The organism is Enterocloster citroniae, from assembly GCF_040545455.1.
GTDB lineage: Bacteria > Bacillota > Clostridia > Lachnospirales > Lachnospiraceae > Enterocloster > Enterocloster citroniae.
This window is the reverse complement of sequence record NZ_JBEPLZ010000022.1, coordinates 26,737-44,588: the sequence shown is the minus strand read 5'-3', so window position 1 is coordinate 44,588 and position 17,852 is coordinate 26,737. Positions and strand designations below refer to the sequence as shown.

28 protein-coding genes and 2 tRNA genes are annotated in these 17,852 nt (G+C 47.4%); 24 read left to right on the top strand and 6 right to left on the bottom strand.

From position 1 onward, the window contains the following. Positions 1-6: 6 nt before the first annotated feature. The 4 genes from ABID13_RS21945 to ABID13_RS21930 are packed head-to-tail and all read left to right on the top strand — an operon-like array spanning position 7 to position 2,451. The gene (locus ABID13_RS21945; protein WP_048929299.1) at positions 7-522 is read left to right on the top strand and encodes a hypothetical protein; all 516 of its coding nucleotides are present in this window, start codon (positions 7-9) and stop codon (positions 520-522) included. Position 523: 1 nt separating this feature from the next. Next, the gene (locus ABID13_RS21940; protein WP_048929298.1) at positions 524-1,303 is read left to right on the top strand and encodes a hypothetical protein; all 780 of its coding nucleotides are present in this window, start codon (positions 524-526) and stop codon (positions 1,301-1,303) included. 15 nt (positions 1,304-1,318) lie between these two features. Further along, positions 1,319-1,507 carry a hypothetical protein gene (locus ABID13_RS21935; RefSeq protein WP_048929297.1) on the top strand — a complete coding sequence of 63 codons (189 nt, stop codon included), beginning with the start codon at positions 1,319-1,321 and terminating at the stop codon, positions 1,505-1,507. Further along, a complete protein-coding gene (locus ABID13_RS21930) occupies positions 1,507-2,451 on the top strand; it encodes a hypothetical protein (protein WP_048929296.1) in 945 nt (314 codons plus the stop codon). Before ABID13_RS21935 ends, ABID13_RS21930 begins: the two co-directional genes overlap by 1 nt. Positions 2,452-2,455: 4 nt before the next feature. Here the strand turns inward: ABID13_RS21930 and ABID13_RS21925 are convergent, their stop codons facing one another. Then, complete coding sequence (locus tag ABID13_RS21925) at positions 2,456-3,025, bottom strand: hypothetical protein (protein WP_048929295.1); 570 nt, start codon at positions 3,023-3,025, stop codon at positions 2,456-2,458. A 132-nt stretch (positions 3,026-3,157) separates the two neighbouring features. Between ABID13_RS21925 and ABID13_RS21920 the strand changes: the two genes are divergently transcribed. From ABID13_RS21920 to ABID13_RS21900, 5 genes are all read left to right on the top strand, one after another. Further along, entirely contained in the window at positions 3,158-3,568 is a 411-nt protein-coding gene (locus ABID13_RS21920; protein ID WP_048929294.1) for a hypothetical protein, read from the top strand. Between the two features lie 12 nt (positions 3,569-3,580). Continuing rightward, positions 3,581-3,715 (top strand): XkdX family protein, encoded by a 135-nt coding sequence (locus ABID13_RS21915; protein WP_082173798.1) that lies wholly within the window; start codon positions 3,581-3,583, stop codon positions 3,713-3,715. A 12-nt stretch (positions 3,716-3,727) separates the two neighbouring features. Next, positions 3,728-4,069: a hypothetical protein gene (locus tag ABID13_RS21910; protein ID WP_053095340.1), complete on the top strand. Its 342-nt coding sequence runs from the start codon at positions 3,728-3,730 to the stop codon at positions 4,067-4,069. Continuing rightward, positions 4,056-4,292, top strand: coding sequence for a hypothetical protein (locus tag ABID13_RS21905; protein WP_048929293.1), 237 nt, complete (start codon positions 4,056-4,058; stop codon positions 4,290-4,292). Before ABID13_RS21910 ends, ABID13_RS21905 begins: the two co-directional genes overlap by 14 nt. Positions 4,293-4,393: 101 nt before the next feature. Continuing rightward, on the top strand, positions 4,394-5,170 hold the full coding sequence (locus ABID13_RS21900) for a CHAP domain-containing protein (protein ID WP_048929292.1): 777 nt from the start codon (positions 4,394-4,396) through the stop codon (positions 5,168-5,170). Between the two features lie 66 nt (positions 5,171-5,236). Here the strand turns inward: ABID13_RS21900 and ABID13_RS21895 are convergent, their stop codons facing one another. After that, positions 5,237-5,461 carry a helix-turn-helix domain-containing protein gene (locus ABID13_RS21895; protein WP_048929291.1) on the bottom strand — a complete coding sequence of 75 codons (225 nt, stop codon included), beginning with the start codon at positions 5,459-5,461 and terminating at the stop codon, positions 5,237-5,239. 200 nt (positions 5,462-5,661) lie between these two features. On the opposite strand from ABID13_RS21895, the gene ABID13_RS21890 reads away from it, so the two are divergent. Further along, positions 5,662-5,838, top strand: coding sequence for a hypothetical protein (locus ABID13_RS21890; RefSeq protein WP_197092163.1), 177 nt, complete (start codon positions 5,662-5,664; stop codon positions 5,836-5,838). A gap of 32 nt (positions 5,839-5,870) precedes the next feature. Here the strand turns inward: ABID13_RS21890 and ABID13_RS21885 are convergent, their stop codons facing one another. Together ABID13_RS21885 and ku are read right to left on the bottom strand one after the other, a co-directional pair. Continuing rightward, the gene (locus ABID13_RS21885; RefSeq protein ID WP_048929290.1) at positions 5,871-6,821 is read right to left on the bottom strand and encodes an ATP-dependent DNA ligase; all 951 of its coding nucleotides are present in this window, start codon (positions 6,819-6,821) and stop codon (positions 5,871-5,873) included. After that, entirely contained in the window at positions 6,818-7,627 is an 810-nt protein-coding gene (gene ku / locus ABID13_RS21880) for a non-homologous end joining protein Ku (protein ID WP_045094216.1), read from the bottom strand. Before ku ends, ABID13_RS21885 begins: the two co-directional genes overlap by 4 nt. Positions 7,628-8,166: 539 nt before the next feature. Between ku and ABID13_RS21875 the strand changes: the two genes are divergently transcribed. From ABID13_RS21875 to ABID13_RS21865, 3 genes are all read left to right on the top strand, one after another. Beyond that, on the top strand, positions 8,167-8,349 hold the full coding sequence (locus tag ABID13_RS21875; protein WP_048929289.1) for a hypothetical protein: 183 nt from the start codon (positions 8,167-8,169) through the stop codon (positions 8,347-8,349). A 60-nt stretch (positions 8,350-8,409) separates the two neighbouring features. Continuing rightward, a complete protein-coding gene (locus ABID13_RS21870) occupies positions 8,410-8,604 on the top strand; it encodes a helix-turn-helix domain-containing protein (protein WP_048929288.1) in 195 nt (64 codons plus the stop codon). 188 nt (positions 8,605-8,792) lie between these two features. Next, positions 8,793-8,948, top strand: a complete 156-nt coding sequence (locus tag ABID13_RS21865) for a hypothetical protein (RefSeq protein WP_197092162.1) — start codon at positions 8,793-8,795, stop codon at positions 8,946-8,948. A 153-nt stretch (positions 8,949-9,101) separates the two neighbouring features. Here the strand turns inward: ABID13_RS21865 and ABID13_RS21860 are convergent. Next, positions 9,102-9,175, bottom strand: a tRNA-Met gene (locus ABID13_RS21860). Positions 9,176-9,196: 21 nt separating this feature from the next. Beyond that, positions 9,197-9,269 (bottom strand) — tRNA-Val (locus ABID13_RS21855). 192 nt (positions 9,270-9,461) lie between these two features. Between ABID13_RS21855 and ABID13_RS21850 the strand changes: the two genes are divergently transcribed. From ABID13_RS21850 to ABID13_RS21800, 11 genes are all read left to right on the top strand, one after another. Further along, entirely contained in the window at positions 9,462-10,388 is a 927-nt protein-coding gene (locus tag ABID13_RS21850; RefSeq protein ID WP_007867044.1) for a diacylglycerol/lipid kinase family protein, read from the top strand. Between the two features lie 58 nt (positions 10,389-10,446). Further along, the gene (gene ispF / locus ABID13_RS21845; protein ID WP_045093841.1) at positions 10,447-10,989 is read left to right on the top strand and encodes a 2-C-methyl-D-erythritol 2,4-cyclodiphosphate synthase; all 543 of its coding nucleotides are present in this window, start codon (positions 10,447-10,449) and stop codon (positions 10,987-10,989) included. Between the two features lie 116 nt (positions 10,990-11,105). Continuing rightward, complete coding sequence (gene cysS / locus ABID13_RS21840) at positions 11,106-12,515, top strand: cysteine--tRNA ligase (protein ID WP_048929287.1); 1,410 nt, start codon at positions 11,106-11,108, stop codon at positions 12,513-12,515. Continuing rightward, a complete protein-coding gene (locus tag ABID13_RS21835; protein ID WP_007867040.1) occupies positions 12,500-13,042 on the top strand; it encodes a Mini-ribonuclease 3 in 543 nt (180 codons plus the stop codon). Before cysS ends, ABID13_RS21835 begins: the two co-directional genes overlap by 16 nt. Then, the gene (gene rlmB, locus ABID13_RS21830; RefSeq protein WP_007867037.1) at positions 13,039-13,782 is read left to right on the top strand and encodes a 23S rRNA (guanosine(2251)-2'-O)-methyltransferase RlmB; all 744 of its coding nucleotides are present in this window, start codon (positions 13,039-13,041) and stop codon (positions 13,780-13,782) included. Before ABID13_RS21835 ends, rlmB begins: the two co-directional genes overlap by 4 nt. Positions 13,783-13,841: 59 nt before the next feature. After that, entirely contained in the window at positions 13,842-14,813 is a 972-nt protein-coding gene (locus ABID13_RS21825) for a transglutaminase-like domain-containing protein (protein WP_052665861.1), read from the top strand. Positions 14,814-14,827: 14 nt separating this feature from the next. Next, a complete protein-coding gene (locus tag ABID13_RS21820) occupies positions 14,828-15,886 on the top strand; it encodes a type II secretion system F family protein (protein ID WP_045093843.1) in 1,059 nt (352 codons plus the stop codon). A gap of 11 nt (positions 15,887-15,897) precedes the next feature. Continuing rightward, complete coding sequence (locus tag ABID13_RS21815) at positions 15,898-16,227, top strand: hypothetical protein (RefSeq protein WP_007867027.1); 330 nt, start codon at positions 15,898-15,900, stop codon at positions 16,225-16,227. Positions 16,228-16,238: 11 nt separating this feature from the next. Next, positions 16,239-16,733, top strand: coding sequence for a DUF4860 domain-containing protein (locus tag ABID13_RS21810; RefSeq protein ID WP_007867021.1), 495 nt, complete (start codon positions 16,239-16,241; stop codon positions 16,731-16,733). After that, complete coding sequence (locus ABID13_RS21805) at positions 16,726-17,241, top strand: type II secretion system protein (RefSeq protein WP_048929286.1); 516 nt, start codon at positions 16,726-16,728, stop codon at positions 17,239-17,241. Before ABID13_RS21810 ends, ABID13_RS21805 begins: the two co-directional genes overlap by 8 nt. Before the next feature lie 41 nt (positions 17,242-17,282). After that, positions 17,283-17,765, top strand: coding sequence for a hypothetical protein (locus tag ABID13_RS21800; protein WP_007867016.1), 483 nt, complete (start codon positions 17,283-17,285; stop codon positions 17,763-17,765). Positions 17,766-17,852 lie beyond the last annotated feature (87 nt).

The window sequence follows — 17,852 nt, the reverse complement described above, 5'->3', positions numbered from 1 at the left end:
TGCAATATGATAGTAGTGGATTACAAACGGGCAGAAATGGTTGTTCATGGACTAACGCGATATGATTATGGACAAATATTAGAAATACGGGGAACTGATGTGCCGGATGGTACAGAAGTCCATTTTTGCCAATTAGACAGAGCAATAACGCAGTATATGCAATCAAACCAAGTATTGATACCTGACTATTTACTACAGTATCCCAATAACATACATGTTTATGTATATCACAAGGATATTTTGAGTGGAGAGACGATCATTAAAGTCACATTATCGGTCCGTGATCGGGAAAAGCCGGGGGATTATATTACACCAGAAGAACCGGCATACTCACGGATCCTTCCGCCTGGAGGAAAAGATGGACAGGTATTGGCTAGGGGACCTGATGGATATGTATGGATTGATGCAGAGGATTTAGGAGATGGATTTGTCACAGATCAGGAGCTTGCTGACGTAGCGGCAACCGTGCCGCAATTTGCAAGTATGAGGGAAATTGAAGCCATGCTGAACGAGGAGGTATGAGATGGCAGATGATAAAGCTTTAAGTCTTAATAATGGTTTGCCCGCCATCAGGAACTGGGCAAAAGAGAAGTTTGTAGGAAAAGAGGCTGGAAAAGGATTATCAGATAACAACTACAGCGCAAGCGAAAAATCCAAACTGGCCGGGATTGCAGCAGGTGCAGAGGTCAATGTGCAGGCAGATTGGACTGTGATAGATACCGGATCTGATGCCTACATAAAAGGAAAGCCTACATCCATGCCTGCAGATGGTGGTAATGCTGCCACAGTAGGCGGACATACGGTGGCTGTTGATGTACCAGCAGGAGCAGTATTTACCGATACCAAGCCAGTAACCATGAAGGGAGCGACTGCCAGTGCTGTAGGCGCGGCCGGATATGCGCCATCTCCTGCAGCCGGGGCACAGGGAAAGTACCTGCGTGGTGATGGGACATGGCAGACACCACCGAATACAACGTATTCTGCGGCAACACAGAGTGCCAATGGATTGATGATTGCTGCGGACAAAAAGAAACTTGATGGCTTTCAGGAGGCAGCAAACTATGCTTTAAAGACCGATATAGCAGGCGTATACCACTACAAAGGCAGCGTGGCAAATGAGGCGGCCTTACCGACAACAAACATTAGTGTTGGTGATGTATATAGTATTGAAGCAAAATCAAGCTATGGACCTGCTGGTGCGAATGTGGCTTGGACATCAGATAAAACATGGGATAACCTGGGAGGTAATTTTACCATTGATTTCGCAACAGCAGCGGAGGTTTCGGCCATACTTAATGCATAGGAAGGAGCGTAGGATATGAAAGCGCTATCCACTGATATTATTGCAACCATAAGAGACTGGACAAAGGCCTATGTAAATAACAACCGCTTTGACACAACCTATTTACAGATTGACGCCCTAACTGGGCACTTACAGGCCCATCAGGATGCGAATTTAAAATTCACGTTGTTATCTGATGGGCATCTAAAAAGCGAGGTGATATAATGACAGATTTAGGTAAAGTAATGGTAGTCCCCAAAGGGGCCTACAATGCAAATACAACTTACGAGATCCTTGACCTGGTTACATATAATGGAAGCAGCTACATTGCACTTAAAAGCACAAAGGGTAATGTACCAACCAATACCACTTACTGGCAGTTACACGGACAGGGATACCCAGGGGCTGCCACAGGAGTATCAGCCAAAGATACACAGGGGATGGTAGTGACTGCCGGAAGTAACTCTACTGTCCAGGCGTTGATTGATGCCATTGCTGATAGAGTTATGACAAAACTCTTTGCGAAAGCTGATATTGTACAGACAGAGAGTACCAGCACAACTAAGGTCCCTTCTAGTGCGTACCTTAAGCAGGTCAAAGATGACATAAATAGCAATTTCGATAAGTATTACTCACTTAGCGCTGCAATCCAGATACCATCAGGTGCGGATCTGAACAATTATACTGATTTTGGCAATTATGTCTCATCGGCAGCAAGTATTTCATCAACGTTGCAAAATTGTCCCGCATTAAATGGAGGCTTTGTACTGCATGTTGAAAGGGTTACTGGAGCCACAGATGGTACATTTTTAAAACAAAGAATTGTCTATAATGAGGCTAAATCTCTAGAGTACTGGAGGGTCAAAACTGGGGAAGAAAGTTGGGGAACGTGGGTATCCCCTATTACAAATACAGATGTACAGAAGGGATCCACTGCGGGCATATCCTGCGCCCCAAATGCCATAACCGAATCAACCATTACATTTCCCAAGGCTTTTGGTTCGGCACCTAAAGTTGTTGTTAGCTTTTATAGTAATACAACGAGCGTAAAATACGGAATGCTGACGCCTATGGTTTATAATGTTACAACGACCAACTTCAAAGTTAGAATTGCCAATGCTGCTGATGTGGACCTTACCCCAGCAATATACTGGATAGCTGCAATATGATCATTTAGACGTAATACTCCATGATAGACATAGCATCACCAGATGCAACTGCTGCTTGTGGCGTAATTTTAAAGTTGCCGGAAGTATCTATGCTTAAATAACATATGCTGTTTTTACTTTTGCCACCAAATAATACATTATGATACCAATTGACACGTGATTTTAATATCGCATTTGTAGCAAGCGTATATTCTGTCCCCGCTGTAAGTGCCTTATTTATGTAACCTTGCATTTTTAGGGCTTTTATACTGTCATTTCCAAATGTATATAAAATGATCGTTAAACCGTATGAATTGGTAATAGTTTGCGCTTCATAATCTGCATTCGTGAGAGATTCTGCCCATGCCAACCACCCATTGCTTCCTCCTCCCAGTGGCCGCCAAGATGACTTCCCGGGAACACCATATCGCGTGACACGCTGGAATTTTTCTCCGGTTGCGCTGGAGGATCCAATAACCTCAACGACTGAAGCATTTTGGTACGGTGCGTTTTGTGGCACACTTTCGGTCCCGTACCAATAGATACCATTATCTGTTATATTGTCAAGATTGTCGCTGGATGTAAGCTTGCGCATACGGCCATACTTCACCGTCAAATTGCTATTTGTAATAGAAAGAAAATGAAATGTAACCTACAAACCAGGTCCCAGGTCCCTAAACCGGGGGCTTATTTTATTGCTCACGATTGGGCAGAAAGGAAAGAAATTATGAATGAAAAAATTGTATTAATGAACGGGAAGGAGTATTTACTGGTTATTGGTGGCACATCCTCCACACCCAGTACCCTGCAGCTTATTTTCCAGACCACCGAAGCCTTGGAAGATATCGTGGCCGTGTTTAATGACATCGCTGCAACAGAGCAGATTAAGACCATTAATGAGGACGGCAGCACACTGGCTGTGTATGATGGCTATACTGTACTGGGTAATCCCAAGTCCATTGATGATCATTATCTTATTACCCCGGAGCAATACGGGGAGGATGGTGCCGTCACCTCAGAGGCTGTGTATGGCCGTGTAGCAATGCTGAAGCTCTCACAGCCTGCTGTGGAAGCTGCTGTGGAACGTAACAGGGCAGATATTGATTTCCTGGCGATCATGACTGGGACAGATTTGTAAGGAGGTAGAAGTATGAATGTAAAAGAACTTGCACAGAAATATTACCCAAGATTATGGGACATTGACCGGCTTAAGGCTTTGGTGACAGCGGGCAAGCTGTCTGAGGCAGACTATAAAGAGATTACAGGGAAATCCTATAAGGCATAAACGGAGGCAACCGTGATAGACATTGTTGAAACAATTGAGAAATACTGGGTACAGGAGATATTGGCCGGAATATCAGGAGCACTCGCCTGGCTGGGAAGGAAAGTGCATCATTGGAAGCAGGAGCAGGATCTGGTCAAGCAAGGTGTTCTGGCAATATTGCATGATCGCTTGTATCAGGCTTGCCAATACTATTTGCGTAAAGGATACTGCTCCATTGATGACCGTGATAACTTAGAATATATGTTCCAGCCATACAAAGCGCTTGGGGGGAACGGAACGGGTGAAGAGTTGTATAACAGATGTTTGGCTCTGCCGTATGAGTCAGAAAGCGAGGGAGATAATGAAAAGGATTGATTGGGCAAGAAAACTGACAAGCCGGAAGTTCTGGGCTGCGGTGGTTGGGTTTGTGACCCCCATTATGGTAGCGGCTGGATCAAATGACAGCACGGTTACCCAAGTAACAGCTATTATAATGGGAGGTGCTACACTAATTGCATACATAATTGGTGAGGGTATGACAGATGCGGCAGCAGCAGGAACGGATACTATTAACAAGGACGAGGTGGCTCCTAAATAGCTGGAGGTGATCCATACATCTCCCACCGCGGGGTTAAGCGGATAGTAACATATTGGACAGGCCCGGGAATTACCTGGGCCTTATTTTAATTGGAGGAAGGCATGACAGCAAAGGATAAAATATTGGAGATAGCAAGGCAGGAGATTGGATATTTGGAGAAACGCAGCAACAGCCAGTTAGACAGTAAGACCGCAAATGCCGGAAATGGGAATTATACTAAGTACGCCAGGGATCTGTATCCATCCCTCCAGGGACAACCATGGTGCGATATGTTTGTTGACTGGTGTTTTGTACAGGCATTCGGTCAAGTGGCAGCAAAACAACTTCTTGGAGGCGGATTCTCTGCTTATACACCTACATCAGCCCAGTACTATAAGAATAAGGGACAGTACTACAAGGATACTCCCCAGCCTGGGGATCAGATATTCTTTAGGGGGACAGATCGGATTAACCATACAGGAATTGTGACAGAGGTTACATTGACAAAAGTACGAACGATTGAAGGTAATACCAGCGCAGGTGCAGCCATCGTCCCCAATGGTGGTGCGGTTTGCCAGAAGGAATACAGCCTGGACAATACCAGGATTGATGGCTATGGACGCCCAGAATGGTCATTGGTGGAGAAACCTACATATGAGATTGGCTGGCACCATGATCTTAACGGCTGGTGGTATGCATACAGCACCACGGATTATCATAAGTCCTGCTGGCAGATCATCAATCATCACAAGTACTATTTTAATTCGGATGGATACGCCCTGACGGATTGGCACCAGGTTGATGGCAAATGGTATTACTTTGAACCGGAGTACGGTCATCCACTGGAGTGTGCAATGTATGTTGCTCCGGAGGGGGAGCAGCGTATAGGGGAGTTTTAATAAGGTAGGGTGGATTGGGCGGCGGGGAATAATAAAAAGACGGCGGGGATTATTGGCCCTCGCCGTCTACTGTGTGGGAAAGTGTGACTTGATATCACTGCACCCACATATATAATCCATGCTGACATCATAATGCTTTGCAAGCTTGATCATGGATTCGAGTGGGATCCTGGTATTGCCCAGTTCGTAATCCGCATAAGTCCGCTGGCCCACATGCAGGATACTGGCAATGTAGGTCTGTGTATATTCATGGTCCTCTCGCAGTGACCGTAATCGCGTTGTGTAATGCATGGTATACCTCCATCCACATTGTACCCTAGAGTTATATACTCTATTGACTTTTAGAGTTATAAACTCTAAAATAGTACATAAAATGAAGGGGGAAATAAACAGCATTATATATGGAAAGAACAGAGAATAAATACCATAATTTACCATGCTCCTTTTTGTCTATACAGCAGTACAATGTTCTTATAAAGGAGGGAATAGGTATGGATAGAAAGCGAGAGGACAAGCCGCCAGAAGAACCGCCAGAAGAATCCGATGAGGAACTATTGAGAGAATACGAGTGGGCTGAGAAACACGTTCCGGATGATGTTATTCCGAAGCCGGCCCCGGATGAATTTGAAAGGATCTGGAAGAGGATACAGGAGGAACGTGGGAAGTAAGTGAATGGCGGGTACCGGATGACCGGGCCCGCCTAAACATTTTCAATACATTCTTTTGCCAATTTATCAAAACGTAATCCTTTGAATACCGGCTGTCTCATCCCTCCAGATTTTGTACGGTGCATAAACTTGACTATACACACAAGATCTGGAGAGAGCCAGACGGCCCTGTCATTACCGTGGCCTGCCGGGTATGCGATAAATGGGGCAGCAGGAAGCGTGGAATGTCTGGAGATGATATCAAACGCCTGCCCGCTGACACCCATGGTAACGTGGCCTTTATAGATTAATGTATTGCCCCGGTACTGTCCCAGGACAATACTGGTCATGTGGTTGCTTTTTAGGATATATCCACATACTACATAATCATCCTCCATCATAACCTTCATCTTTATCCAATCTGTGGTCCTTTTTTCTTGGATGTAGATACTGTCTTTGACCTTTGCAACTATTCCTTCCAGTTCCCTTTCTATAGCAAAATCAAAAAGTGGTGTACCCTGTCCATCCACATAGCGCGAGATAGCCATACGGGGACCATCTGTAATAGATTTGTCAAGTAGAGCTTTGCGTTCCATCAATGGTAAGAGCATGGTTTCCTGACAGTCATAGTACAGGATATCAAAGGCCGAAAATGTAGCAGGATTATGTTTGGAATCTAATTCGATTTTAAACCGGTCTGACATAAGGCTGCGGCGCTGGATCAAGGAAAAGTCAGGACGTCCATCTTTAAGGATAAAAAGTTCGCCATCCAAAATGCAACGTTTTTTGACCTGCTTACTGATTTCTGCCAACTCTGGTACTTTGGATAGCATACGGACGTTACGTTTGTTACGTAACTCTGGCGGCTTACCTGGCTCCAAATAGGCCACACACCGTTCTCCGTCCCATTTTAACTCATAGATATAGTTTGGATCATCAAATGGAGCCATCTCTTTTCCGATCAGCATTGGTTTAATATTTTTACTGTCAAAGAGGTCCATCATGCTGTTGCAGCCTTTTTGCGCGGCTTACGTTTGGTCGGAGGCTTATTGTCTGATACCTGCGCAAGGCTACGCTGCAGTGCCTCCATGATATCGATTACGTTGTCCTGATGCTCTGTTGGTGCATTAACAATTTCCTGACCGTTTATTTTAGCTTCTATAATTTGCCTTAGCCTTATTTGGTATTCATCATGATACAATTCTGGCTCAAACTCTTTGTCCATGGAGTTAATAAGCATCTTTGCCATATCCAGTTCTTGCTGCTGCAATTCGGGGTGTGCTGGTTCCTTTGGAATTTCTTTCACCTCATCCGCGAAAAATAGGGTTTCCACAAGCATTCCCTTTGGTGTAGGAATCAAACAAAGTAGCTTTTCGGATTGCCCCATTACAGTCTTAGCTATTGCCACCTTGCCCTCATCTAACATGGCCTTGCGGAGTAACTCATAGGCTTTATCCCCGCCAGCCTCAACAACTGCATGATACGTTTTATCAAAATAGATGGGACGTATGTTGTGGATATCTGTAAAATGTAGGATTTGGATTGTTTTGTCCTTTTCGGTTTTGGCTTTCTCAAAATCTGCATCAGTCATTGTCACATATTGACCTGGCGCAAACTCAAACCCTTTAATTATATCCTGTGTGCCTACTTCCTTGCCGCAATTGGCACAGACTTTTTTATACTTTACCCGGGAACCATCCTCTTTACAAAGTTGGTTAAAATGGATGTCATTATCCTGTGTGGCTGTGTGCAAGGCTACAGGAATGTGTACAAGCCCAAAACTTATTGCTCCCTTGTGCGCTGCTGGCATATTGATCACCTCTCTTTTTAGGTGTAGTATGCCCCGGCTGTTTAGGTTATATCACACATGTACATAATATATCTATCAGAATGATATAACTCGATGAACATTCATAGAAGAACGGCGACTATATATTGTCACTGATAAAAATGACTTAATTCCTGATTGTTATTTTCCAGTTGATGACAAAACTTCTGATTTGTACAGCTTTGCATATAATGCTTTGGCCTTATCGTCAGGACTTTATGTTGATTTAACCAAGCATAGAGGTTTTAAATCAGTGAAGGAATTCATCGATTATGCTAAGAATATATGAAATGATATCACCCCTCTGTTTTATAATCTTGCCAGGGCAGAGGAGTTATTTATGGTCATGGTCCAATACCCGAGAGTAAGATAAAAATTTAAGCCTATTTCGTGGCGTTGTTTTTTGTATATAGCTGTACATCGATATATCATGATTTTCATATTCATTTTATAGAGTATATTGAAGCAATAAAGAAGATGATAATATATAGGAAACCAAAATATTAGAGGAGAAGATGGTTATGATTATTGATTCCTATGTCGTTTATCAATCTGATACAGCTGCAAGTGATATGTTTGCAGCCATGACTTACACAAAGCTGCAATTTGAAAATATACATTATATAAACGAAGAGACTGCGGCAGCCAATTTGGAGCTCGCGCAACTTAAAGTTTTGGCAGAGGATCCATATGGAATAATGTGAGATAAAGAATGGTATAATTTTCCAGTGGCGGTATGTGAAAAAAGTAGTATATTCGTAATTATGAAGATACTGCTTGATGAGATTATGCTAAAGAGAAAATTGACCGAACGTCAAGTCAGCATTATGACAGGGTTATCTCCATCAACAGTGCATGAAATAAGGAAGGGGTCAATGCCGCGGGTAGATACTCTGGAGCAGCTGGCAAGAGGACTGAAGGTGAAATTTTATGACCTTCTTGATACGGATTGTCTCTGAATTGAAAAAGTGCTCGGAGTTCCGAGCAGGACAGGGGATTATTGGAAATGGTACGTTCTCCATTTAAAGGCAAATAAATAAGCTGGAAAGGAGACGAAGGTATGATATTTATAAGAGGTGTAATAAAATTGGAAGCACAGATGGGATTTCTTTAGATGATTTTACCTTATACAAAGGAGGAAGTTTCTATGGCATATCCAATAGACGAGGACAGGTTTGTCGATATATGCATGAAGGAAATAGGTGAGCATGATGAGGTTGATGAAAAGGTGGCTCAGGCAGTAGCAATAACCCTCAACTGGGCCTATTACAAAAGCCTGATTGACAGTAAGCAAAGAGGATGAGTTTAGAAAAGCGGGTACCAGATATGCGGTTCCGTTTTTTAATATTAATCGTAAGATAGGTTAGTCCATAAAAAGTCCATAAATTATTTTTTTTTGGTATAAGTATTGATCTTAGATAAAGAAAAAACCCTTGATTATTCAAGGGTTTAGCAGTAGCGGAAGGGAGACTTGAACTCTCGACACCACGGGTATGAACCGTGTGCTCTAGCCAACTGAGCTATTCCGCCATATTAGATTTTGGTAGGTAGTGGGGCCTACAGGGCTCGAACCTGTGACCCTCTGCTTGTAAGGCAGATGCTCTCCCAGCTGAGCTAAGACCCCACATTCCAAGGCTTTCGCAGCAGCTTAATCGCGACTGCCTGTACAGTATATGATAAATTGTGGTAATTGTCAAGACTTTTTCTGCAATTTTTTTTATAGAAATTTTCTTAGTGTTTTATATGGGATTATGGTATAATATCGGAAGGCAATATGTAATTGTAAAGAACTAGGAAAGGACCCCTGATACCGCTTATGTATAACTTTATTGTAAACCCTAATGCGGGAAGCGGCAGAGGCATGAATCTCTGGAAAGTCATGGCCCGCTATATGGATAATCATAATATAGAATATGAAGCTTTCCTGACAGAGGGGACCGGCGATGCCAGATCCATTGCCAGGAAGCTGACTGATGGTGTGCGGGAACCGCGGTATATCATCGTGGTGGGCGGCGATGGGACCATGAATGAGGTCCTGGACGGCGTTTCTTTCCATGCCCCTTTAAGCCTGGGGTATATACCGGCTGGTTCCGGCAATGATCTGGCTAGAAGCCTGCATATGCCCAGAAGTGTGATCAAGTGTCTGAAAAAGCAGCTTACACCCAGACATTTTACCATGATCGATTATGGAGTCCTCTCTTACGGGGAACAGGAACTGTCCCACAGACGTTTTCTGGTGAGCGCAGGCATCGGATATGATGCGGCTGTGTGCCAGGAGGCGCTGACATCCAGATGCCGGCAGCGTTTAAGCCGCATGGGATTGGGCAGACTTTCTTATATCATTTTAGGCATCCGCCAGTTTTTCAGATGCAAGTCCTCCAAGGGCTACATTGTGCTGGACGGTGTCAAGAAGGTAGAGTTTAACAACATACTTTTTATCTCATGCCATATCCAGCCCTCAGAGGGCGGCGGTTTTTTGTTTGCCCCCAAGGCGGATGGATGTGATGGAAAGATGAATATATGCGTGGTCAGCCACGCAACCAGGACAAAGCTGATCCCGGTGCTTTTGTCAGCCTTTGCAGGCCGCAGAGGCAGGCAGAAGGGGGTCAGGAATTTTGAGTGCAGGGAGATCGCTATCCACACGGAGGCAGCCCTTCCCGTCCATGCGGATGGGGAATTCTGCGGGCTTCAGACAGATATCCAGGCAGGATGTATTGCCCGGAAGGTGCGGATGATGATATAATACTGCCAAACCGAGACGGTTATAGTGACAGTTATAGAGACAGTTATAAGGAGATATTATGAGAATCGGACAAGGATATGATGTGCATAAGCTGGCAGAGGGCCGCAGGCTGATTCTGGGCGGTGTGGATGTGCCCTATGAAAAGGGACTTTTGGGACACTCAGATGCGGACGTGCTGGTACACGCAGTGATGGATGCCCTGCTGGGGGCTGCTGCCCTGGGTGATATCGGACAGCATTTTCCGGACACGGACCCGGCATACAAAGGGATTTCCAGCATAGAACTGTTAAAGAAGGTGGGGGAACTCCTGGAGGAAAAGGGATATGTCATAGAAAACATTGACGCCACCATTATTGCCCAGAGGCCGAAACTCGCGCCCTACAGGCCCCGGATGGCATCGAATATAGCCGATGCACTCCATCTGGATGTGTCCAGGGTCAGCGTCAAAGCTACCACGGAGGAAGGACTTGGTTTCACAGGAACCGGGGAGGGGATTTCTTCTCAGGCAATTACCTTATTGACGGAAGTGGCTGATTACTGCTATGATAATAAAATGATGGCAGAGGGCTGCAAAAGCTGTCCTGGCTGTGGCCGGGGATGAGATCAAAAGATTTATAATGATAAGCAGCTTATTAGGATATGAAGGTAAAACATAACCCTTGTCCGTTTAGGGTATGCAAAGCAGAGAAAGAAATAATCCATGAGGAGAATGAGAATATGAAAATATTTAACACATTAAGCAGAAGAAAAGAAGAGTTTGTACCCCTGACGCCAGGTGAGGTCAAGATGTATGTCTGCGGCCCCACTGTCTATAATCTGATCCATATCGGGAATGCAAGGCCCATGATCGTGTTTGACACAGTGCGCAGATACTTTGAGTACAAGGGATATAATGTGCGCTATGTCTCCAACTTTACGGATGTGGACGACAAGATCATCAAGAAGGCGATTGAGGAAGGCGTGGATGCGGATACGGTTTCCCAGCGCTATATTGAAGAATGCAAAAAGGACATGGCGGGTATGAATGTTAAGCCGGCCACCGTTCATCCCCAGGCAACCCAGGAAATCTGCGGTATGCTGGAGATGATCCAGACCCTGATCGACAAGGGCCATGCTTATACGGCTGCGGACGGAACCGTTTATTTCAGGACAGGTTCCTTTGAGGAGTACGGCAAGCTGTCCCATAAGAACCTGGATGAGCTTCAGTCCGGTTTCCGCGAGATCAAGGTGACCGGTGAGGAAGGCAAGGAAGATCCCAGCGACTTCGTGCTGTGGAAGCCGAAAAAGGAAGGGGAGCCATACTGGGAGTCCCCATGGTGCAAGGGCCGGCCGGGCTGGCATATTGAGTGCTCTGTGATGTCCAAACGGTATCTGGGTGACCAGATCGATATCCACGCGGGCGGCGAGGATCTGATCTTCCCTCACCATGAGAATGAGATCGCACAGAGTGAATGCGCCAATGAAAAACCGTTTGCAACCTACTGGATGCACAACGCATTCCTTAACATCGATAACAGGAAGATGTCCAAGTCCCTTGGAAACTTCTTTACAGTGCGTGAGATCAGTGAAAAGTATGATCTGCAGGTACTGCGCTTCTTTATGCTCAGCGCCCATTACCGCAGCCCGCTGAACTTCAGCGCGGATCTGATGGAGGCGTCCAAGAACGGCCTGGAGCGTATCTTAAACTGTGTGGATAAGTTAAAGGACCTGGATGCAAAGGCTGAGGGTGCGGACGTTACCGATGCAGAGAAGAATAATATGGAAGAAGCAGGCAGGCTGCTTGGCAAGTTTGAGGAAGCCATGGATGACGATTTTAATACAGCTGATGCCATTTCCGCAGTGTTTGAGCTGGTGAAGCTGGCCAACTCCACGGCGGATGCTTCCAGCACCAAAGCATATGTGTCCTATCTGAAAAAGACCATTGAGGATCTGTGCGATGTCCTGGGCATTATCACAGAGAAAAAGGAAGAAGTGCTGGACAGCGATATCGAGGATATGATCGCGGCCAGACAGCAGGCAAGAAAGGATAAGAACTTTGCGCTGGCAGATGAGATCCGCGGAAAACTTCTGGATATGGGTATTGTCCTGGAGGACACCAGAGAGGGTGTAAAGTGGAAGAGAGTGTAACCACAACAGATTTTCTCACATATTATAAACAGTGTATGAAGCTTGAACCAGTGGACGCGAATTCCTACTCGCCACTGGTTCTGGCCTATATTGGGGATGCGGTGTATGAACTGATCATCCGCGCCAGGGTCATCAACCAGGGCAGCATGCAGGTGAACAAGATGCACAAGCGCAGTGCCCAGCTGGTAAAGGCACCCACCCAGGCCGCCCTCATAAGGGCGGTGGAAGAACTGCTGACAGAGGAAGAACATGGGGTGTACAAGCGTGGACGCAATGCAAAGTCCGCCACAACGGCAAAGAATGCTTCGGTCATCGATTACCGGACCGCTACCGGAATGGAGGCCCTGGTGGGCTGGCTGTTCATTAAGGAAGAGTTTGAACGTCTGGTATACATTGTAAGCCAGGGCCTGATCCGGCTGGGGGAACTGCCTGTGGAAAGCGGGGCTGATCCGGCTGGAAGGACTGACTGTGAGGACAGGGACGGAAAATCCACAGGAGAAACCGAAGAAACAGGAGACATGAGATGAGATATGAAGAACTGACCATAGAAGGGCGCAATGCAGTGCTGGAAGCCTTTCGCTCCGGCAAGACCATTGACAAGCTGTTTGTACTGGACGGCTGTCAGGACGGGCCGGTGCGCACCATTGTCCGGGAAGCAAAGAAACATGACACGATCGTCAATTATGTGACCAAGGAACGTCTGGACCAGATGTCTGAGACAGGAAAGCACCAGGGCGTTATTGCATCTGCCGCCGCTTATGAATACGCAGAGGTGGAGGATATGCTGAAGGCCGCTGAGGAAAAGGGGGAACCGCCCTTTTTGATCCTTTTGGACGGGATCGAGGATCCCCATAATCTGGGAGCTATCATCAGGACAGCCAATCTGGCCGGCGCCCATGGAGTCATTATCCCAAAGCGCAGGGCCGTGGGACTGACAGCCACGGTTGCCAGGACTTCCGCAGGGGCCCTTAACTATACCCCGGTTGCAAAAGTTACCAACCTTACGGCCACCATGGAAGATCTGAAGAAAAAGGGCATGTGGTTTGTGTGTGCCGACATGGGCGGTGAAGTGATGTATAAAGTGAACCTGAAAGGACCCATTGGACTTGTGATTGGCAATGAAGGGGAGGGTGTGGGCAAGCTGGTGAGTGAACACTGCGATATGACAGCATCCATACCCATGAAGGGTGATATTGATTCACTGAACGCCTCTGTGGCAGCAGGCGTGCTGGCCTACGAGATCGTAAGGCAGCGCACCATGGCTTAACACCGGGGCGGTCTGCAGATATACGCATGAATCCCATTGATTTAGTAAGAGGTGATCTTATGTTGAAAATAATCGGTCAAACATCTGTTAAATTAACGGCATTCCTGGCAGCGGCCTGTGTGGCCGCGGGTGGGATCTCATCACCGGCCGCCCTGGCCCAGTCCGGCAAGGCGGCGGTGGAGATAGACGATGCCCAGGTGCCCCTTTACAGCAAACCGGCCGGAAGCTATGTGCGCACGCCCATTGCGTCCGGCACAACTACTTATAAGAACGAAAAGGCTACTCTGGACGCCTCCAATGTCTCAGAGGGTTATATCATGGTCAAGTACACGGGCAGCGTTGGGAAGATCAAGATACAGATAACCAAAAGCGGCTCCGAGACTTATACATATGATCTGAACAACAGCGGCGTTTATGAGGTGTTCCCACTGTCGGAGGGCAGCGGATCCTATCAGGTAAAGGTGTTTGAGAATATTCAGGGCAACCAGTATTCCCAGGCCTTCAGCCAGAGCATTGACGCGGGGGTCACCAACCAGTTTGGTCCGTTCCTGTACCCCAACCAGTATGTGAATTTTAATGCTGCCAGCGCAGCGGTCCAGACAGGTGCGGCGGTTGCGGCAGGTGCATCGGATCAGATCGGGGTAGTGGCAGCTATTTACAATTACGTGATTGACAACGTATCCTACGATACGGCCAAGGCCACCTCCGTTCAGTCGGGCTATCTTCCCAATGTGGATGTGGTGCTGGCCCAGAAAAAGGGGATTTGCTTTGATTATGCGGCACTGATGACGGCCATGCTCCGTTCCCAGGACATTCCCACCAAGCTGGTGGTTGGTTATACAGGGAACCTGTATCACGCATGGATCAACGTGTACCTGGAAGGACAGGGCTGGGTGGATAACATTATTTATTTTGATGGGAACAGCTGGAAACTAATGGATCCCACATTTGCATCCTCCAGCGGCCAAAGCCAGGAGATCATGCAGTACATTGGCAATGGCGCCAATTATAAGGCAAAATACAGCTATTAACAGGAGGCAAGGAGATGGCAAAGCAAGGAGAGGCGTATTACCGCTATTCCTACCGGGAGCTGTCCGCGTTCTGCCTGCAGATATCACTGCTGCTGGAAGCCGCGGTGCCGCTGGATGAGGGTCTTTCCATTATGGCCGAGGACGCGGCGGACAAAAAGGAAAAGGATATGCTGCTCTACATGGCGGAGGGCGTGGAACTGGGAGATCCTTTTTTTAAGGTGCTGGAAGACGCAAAGGTATTTCCTGACTATGTGGTGAAGATGGCTAAGCTGGGCCAGCAGACAGGCACCATGGACCAGATGATGCAGTCCCTTTCCCAATATTATGATAAGGAATACCGCCTGATACAGGCCATCAAGAATGCAGTGACCTATCCCATTATGATGGTTGTCATGCTTTTGGTGGTTTTGTTTGTTCTGTTTTCACGGGTCATGCCGGTATTTAACAAGGTGTATGAGCAGCTGGGGGCTCAGATGTCCCCGGTGGCTGTCTCGGCGATCCGCCTGGGAGGCGTATTCAGCGGAGGCGCCCTGGTGGTATCCGCCCTTTTGGCAGTGTTCATAGGCGGTATCTGGCTGGCTTCCAGGTTTGGCAAGAAGTTTGGCTTTGTGGAGCGGTTCATCAGCTATGTAAAGGGACGCAGCAAGATTGCCCTGGCCGTGGCCAACCGCCGTTTTACCGCTGTGCTGGCCCTGACCTTAAAGAGTGGAATGGAGCTGGAAAAGGGAATGGAACTGGCAAGGGAACTGGTTGCCAACCAGACAGTGGCTGAGCGCATTGGCAAATGTTCGGAACAGCTTCAGATGGGCGAGAGTTATTACCAGTCTATGAAGGACACTGGCCTGTTCTCAGGCTTTTATATACAGATGATCAAAGTGGGAAGCAGAAGCGGCCATCTGGATCAGGTCATGGAGGAAATCTCCGGTGATTACGAGGAGATGGCGGATGCCGCCATAGACAATATGATCGCCAGGTTTGAACCTACGATCGTAGCGGTCCTGGCAGTGTCTGTGGGGCTGGTGCTACTGTCTGTCATGCTTCCGCTGGTGGGAGTGCTGTCAGCGATCGGTTAGGAGGCCGGGTCATGAAGGTTCGGGACACAAAGAAAGAAAAGAATACCGTATATGGCTACCTGTTATCCCTGACAGCCATGGCAGTGGCAGTGGCGGTATTTGCCATTGTCACAATGAATTTTGCGGGCCGGACAGGGGGCAGGGAGGAAGAGACTTTAAAAAAAGCCGTTACAAGGGCTTCGGTCCAGTGTTATGCCATTGAGGGGCGTTATCCGCCCAGCGTGGAATATTTGGAGGAAAATTACGGGGTTCAGATCAACCGTAAGAAATATAATGTATTTTACGATGGCTTTGCATCCAATGTAATGCCGGAGATCAATATCATACCCATAGAGGAATAGGGGGCAACAGAATGATTCAGAAAACAGAGAAAAAGGGCCATACCATGAGTGTGCTTTTTACAATGCTGCTGTTTCTGGTATTTGTTCTGAGTGCCCTCTTTACGGTGCTGATCGGAAGCAGGGTATATGAGAACATTACAGTGCGCAGTGATCTGAATTATACGGGCAATACAGCCCTCAGCTATATTGCCAATAAGGTACGCCAGGGCGACCGGGCCGGCCTTGTGGATGTGGTGGACGTGGACGGGACCGGTGTGCTTGAGATGAAGCAGGAGATCGGGGGATCTGAATACGTGACCTGGATCTACTGGAAGGACGGTACTATCCGCGAGCTGTTTACAGATACTCAGAGCGGGCTGGGGCTGGAGGACGGACTGGAGATACTGGAGTGCGGCGGGCTGGAACTTAAAAAAAGCGGACCGCTGCTGCACATAGAAACGCTGGGAGAAGGGGGAGGCGCCATCAGCCTTTCTCTCAGGAGCGGAGGACTTGAGACGGATGAATAGGAAGAGCGGGTCCGGTTCAGGGCCATTTTTGATGGAAATGCTGGTGGTGGTGGGTTTTTTTATTATCTGCGCCAGCATCTGTGTAATGGTGTTTGTGAAATCAGACCGCATCAGCAGGGATGCCAGGGATATCAATCAGGCGGTCCTCATGGCCCAAAGCCTGGCAGAGGAGCTGAAGGCGGGACAGGAACCCCAGTGGAGCGGGACACTGCCGGATCGGAATATATGGGAGCATCTGGTAAATGCCGACAGCGAGGATCAGGCCCGGGCCGACTGGCTTAAGGAACTGACGGCCGGCCCGGGATACGAGGGGATGCATGCCATATATTGGGACAGCGAGTGGCAGGTTACTGAACCGTCATCCCATACGCCATATCTGGGAATCATTTACCAGGGTACGGTGGACAGCATGAGGCGGGCCGATATCCTGGTGATGCGCTATGATAACGGAGGCGATAAGGGGAAGGTCCTTTACCGCCTTCAGACGGAAGACTATGAGGCTCCGTAGAAGATGGTTTGGGAATATAAAATCCATGAAAGAGGAAACAGATGGCAGGACAGAACTCCAGAAATAAAGTTAATATCGGTGTCTCCTCCCTTATCCTTATTTTTATCGTGCTGTGTATGGCCACCTTTGGCCTGCTTTCCCTGAGCAGCGCCCAGGGGGACTTAATGCTGGCCAGCCGCAATGCAGAAGCGGTCACCGGATATTATGAGGCGGATAACAAGGGACAGCAGTGGCTGAAGGAGGTGGACCAGGTCCTTATGGAAGAGATGGGGAAGGGGAGGGATTCCACCCAGTGCAGCCTGGAAATAAAGGACCGGTTAGGCGAGCTTTATGACCGGGAAGCCGGCCTTATCACCACGGATATCCCCATGGACAGGGGGCAGTCCCTCCACATTGAACTGGTGCTCATGTGCGGGGAAAAACGTTACGAGATAAAATCCTGGTATGTGTACAGCAGTGAGGAGTACGAGATCGACAACTCCATGCCGGTATGGGATGGTGGAGCCTCGTCCTCACAGGGGTGAGGGGGATCCTTAAGAGGCGGGGGAAGCTGTTTTTTTGAACATTGGATCCTGTGCGCCTGCAGGCTGGGGACACGTATCGTGATATAA

Bases quoted from the DNA above. Each gene is read 5' to 3' on its own strand.
- ABID13_RS21945 (WP_048929299.1), top strand. From the start codon at position 7: ATGATAGTAGTGGATTACAAACGGGCAGAAATGGTTGTTCATGGACTA.
- ABID13_RS21940 (WP_048929298.1), top strand. From the start codon at position 524: ATGGCAGATGATAAAGCTTTAAGTCTTAATAATGGTTTGCCCGCCATC.
- ABID13_RS21935 (WP_048929297.1), top strand. From the start codon at position 1,319: ATGAAAGCGCTATCCACTGATATTATTGCAACCATAAGAGACTGGACA.
- ABID13_RS21930 (WP_048929296.1), top strand. From the start codon at position 1,507: ATGACAGATTTAGGTAAAGTAATGGTAGTCCCCAAAGGGGCCTACAAT.
- ABID13_RS21925 (WP_048929295.1), bottom strand. From the start codon at position 3,025: ATGCGCAAGCTTACATCCAGCGACAATCTTGACAATATAACAGATAAT.
- ABID13_RS21920 (WP_048929294.1), top strand. From the start codon at position 3,158: ATGAATGAAAAAATTGTATTAATGAACGGGAAGGAGTATTTACTGGTT.
- ABID13_RS21915 (WP_082173798.1), top strand. From the start codon at position 3,581: ATGAATGTAAAAGAACTTGCACAGAAATATTACCCAAGATTATGGGAC.
- ABID13_RS21905 (WP_048929293.1), top strand. From the start codon at position 4,056: ATGAAAAGGATTGATTGGGCAAGAAAACTGACAAGCCGGAAGTTCTGG.
- ABID13_RS21900 (WP_048929292.1), top strand. From the start codon at position 4,394: ATGACAGCAAAGGATAAAATATTGGAGATAGCAAGGCAGGAGATTGGA.
- ABID13_RS21895 (WP_048929291.1), bottom strand. From the start codon at position 5,461: ATGCATTACACAACGCGATTACGGTCACTGCGAGAGGACCATGAATAT.
- ABID13_RS21890 (WP_197092163.1), top strand. From the start codon at position 5,662: ATGGATAGAAAGCGAGAGGACAAGCCGCCAGAAGAACCGCCAGAAGAA.
- ABID13_RS21885 (WP_048929290.1), bottom strand. From the start codon at position 6,821: ATGATGGACCTCTTTGACAGTAAAAATATTAAACCAATGCTGATCGGA.
- ku (WP_045094216.1), bottom strand. From the start codon at position 7,627: ATGCCAGCAGCGCACAAGGGAGCAATAAGTTTTGGGCTTGTACACATT.
- ABID13_RS21875 (WP_048929289.1), top strand. From the start codon at position 8,167: ATGATTATTGATTCCTATGTCGTTTATCAATCTGATACAGCTGCAAGT.
- ABID13_RS21870 (WP_048929288.1), top strand. From the start codon at position 8,410: ATGAAGATACTGCTTGATGAGATTATGCTAAAGAGAAAATTGACCGAA.
- ABID13_RS21865 (WP_197092162.1), top strand. From the start codon at position 8,793: ATGGCATATCCAATAGACGAGGACAGGTTTGTCGATATATGCATGAAG.
- ABID13_RS21850 (WP_007867044.1), top strand. From the start codon at position 9,462: ATGTATAACTTTATTGTAAACCCTAATGCGGGAAGCGGCAGAGGCATG.
- ispF (WP_045093841.1), top strand. From the start codon at position 10,447: ATGAGAATCGGACAAGGATATGATGTGCATAAGCTGGCAGAGGGCCGC.
- cysS (WP_048929287.1), top strand. From the start codon at position 11,106: ATGAAAATATTTAACACATTAAGCAGAAGAAAAGAAGAGTTTGTACCC.
- rlmB (WP_007867037.1), top strand. From the start codon at position 13,039: ATGAGATATGAAGAACTGACCATAGAAGGGCGCAATGCAGTGCTGGAA.
- ABID13_RS21825 (WP_052665861.1), top strand. From the start codon at position 13,842: ATGTTGAAAATAATCGGTCAAACATCTGTTAAATTAACGGCATTCCTG.
- ABID13_RS21820 (WP_045093843.1), top strand. From the start codon at position 14,828: ATGGCAAAGCAAGGAGAGGCGTATTACCGCTATTCCTACCGGGAGCTG.
- ABID13_RS21815 (WP_007867027.1), top strand. From the start codon at position 15,898: ATGAAGGTTCGGGACACAAAGAAAGAAAAGAATACCGTATATGGCTAC.
- ABID13_RS21810 (WP_007867021.1), top strand. From the start codon at position 16,239: ATGATTCAGAAAACAGAGAAAAAGGGCCATACCATGAGTGTGCTTTTT.
- ABID13_RS21805 (WP_048929286.1), top strand. From the start codon at position 16,726: ATGAATAGGAAGAGCGGGTCCGGTTCAGGGCCATTTTTGATGGAAATG.
- ABID13_RS21800 (WP_007867016.1), top strand. From the start codon at position 17,283: ATGGCAGGACAGAACTCCAGAAATAAAGTTAATATCGGTGTCTCCTCC.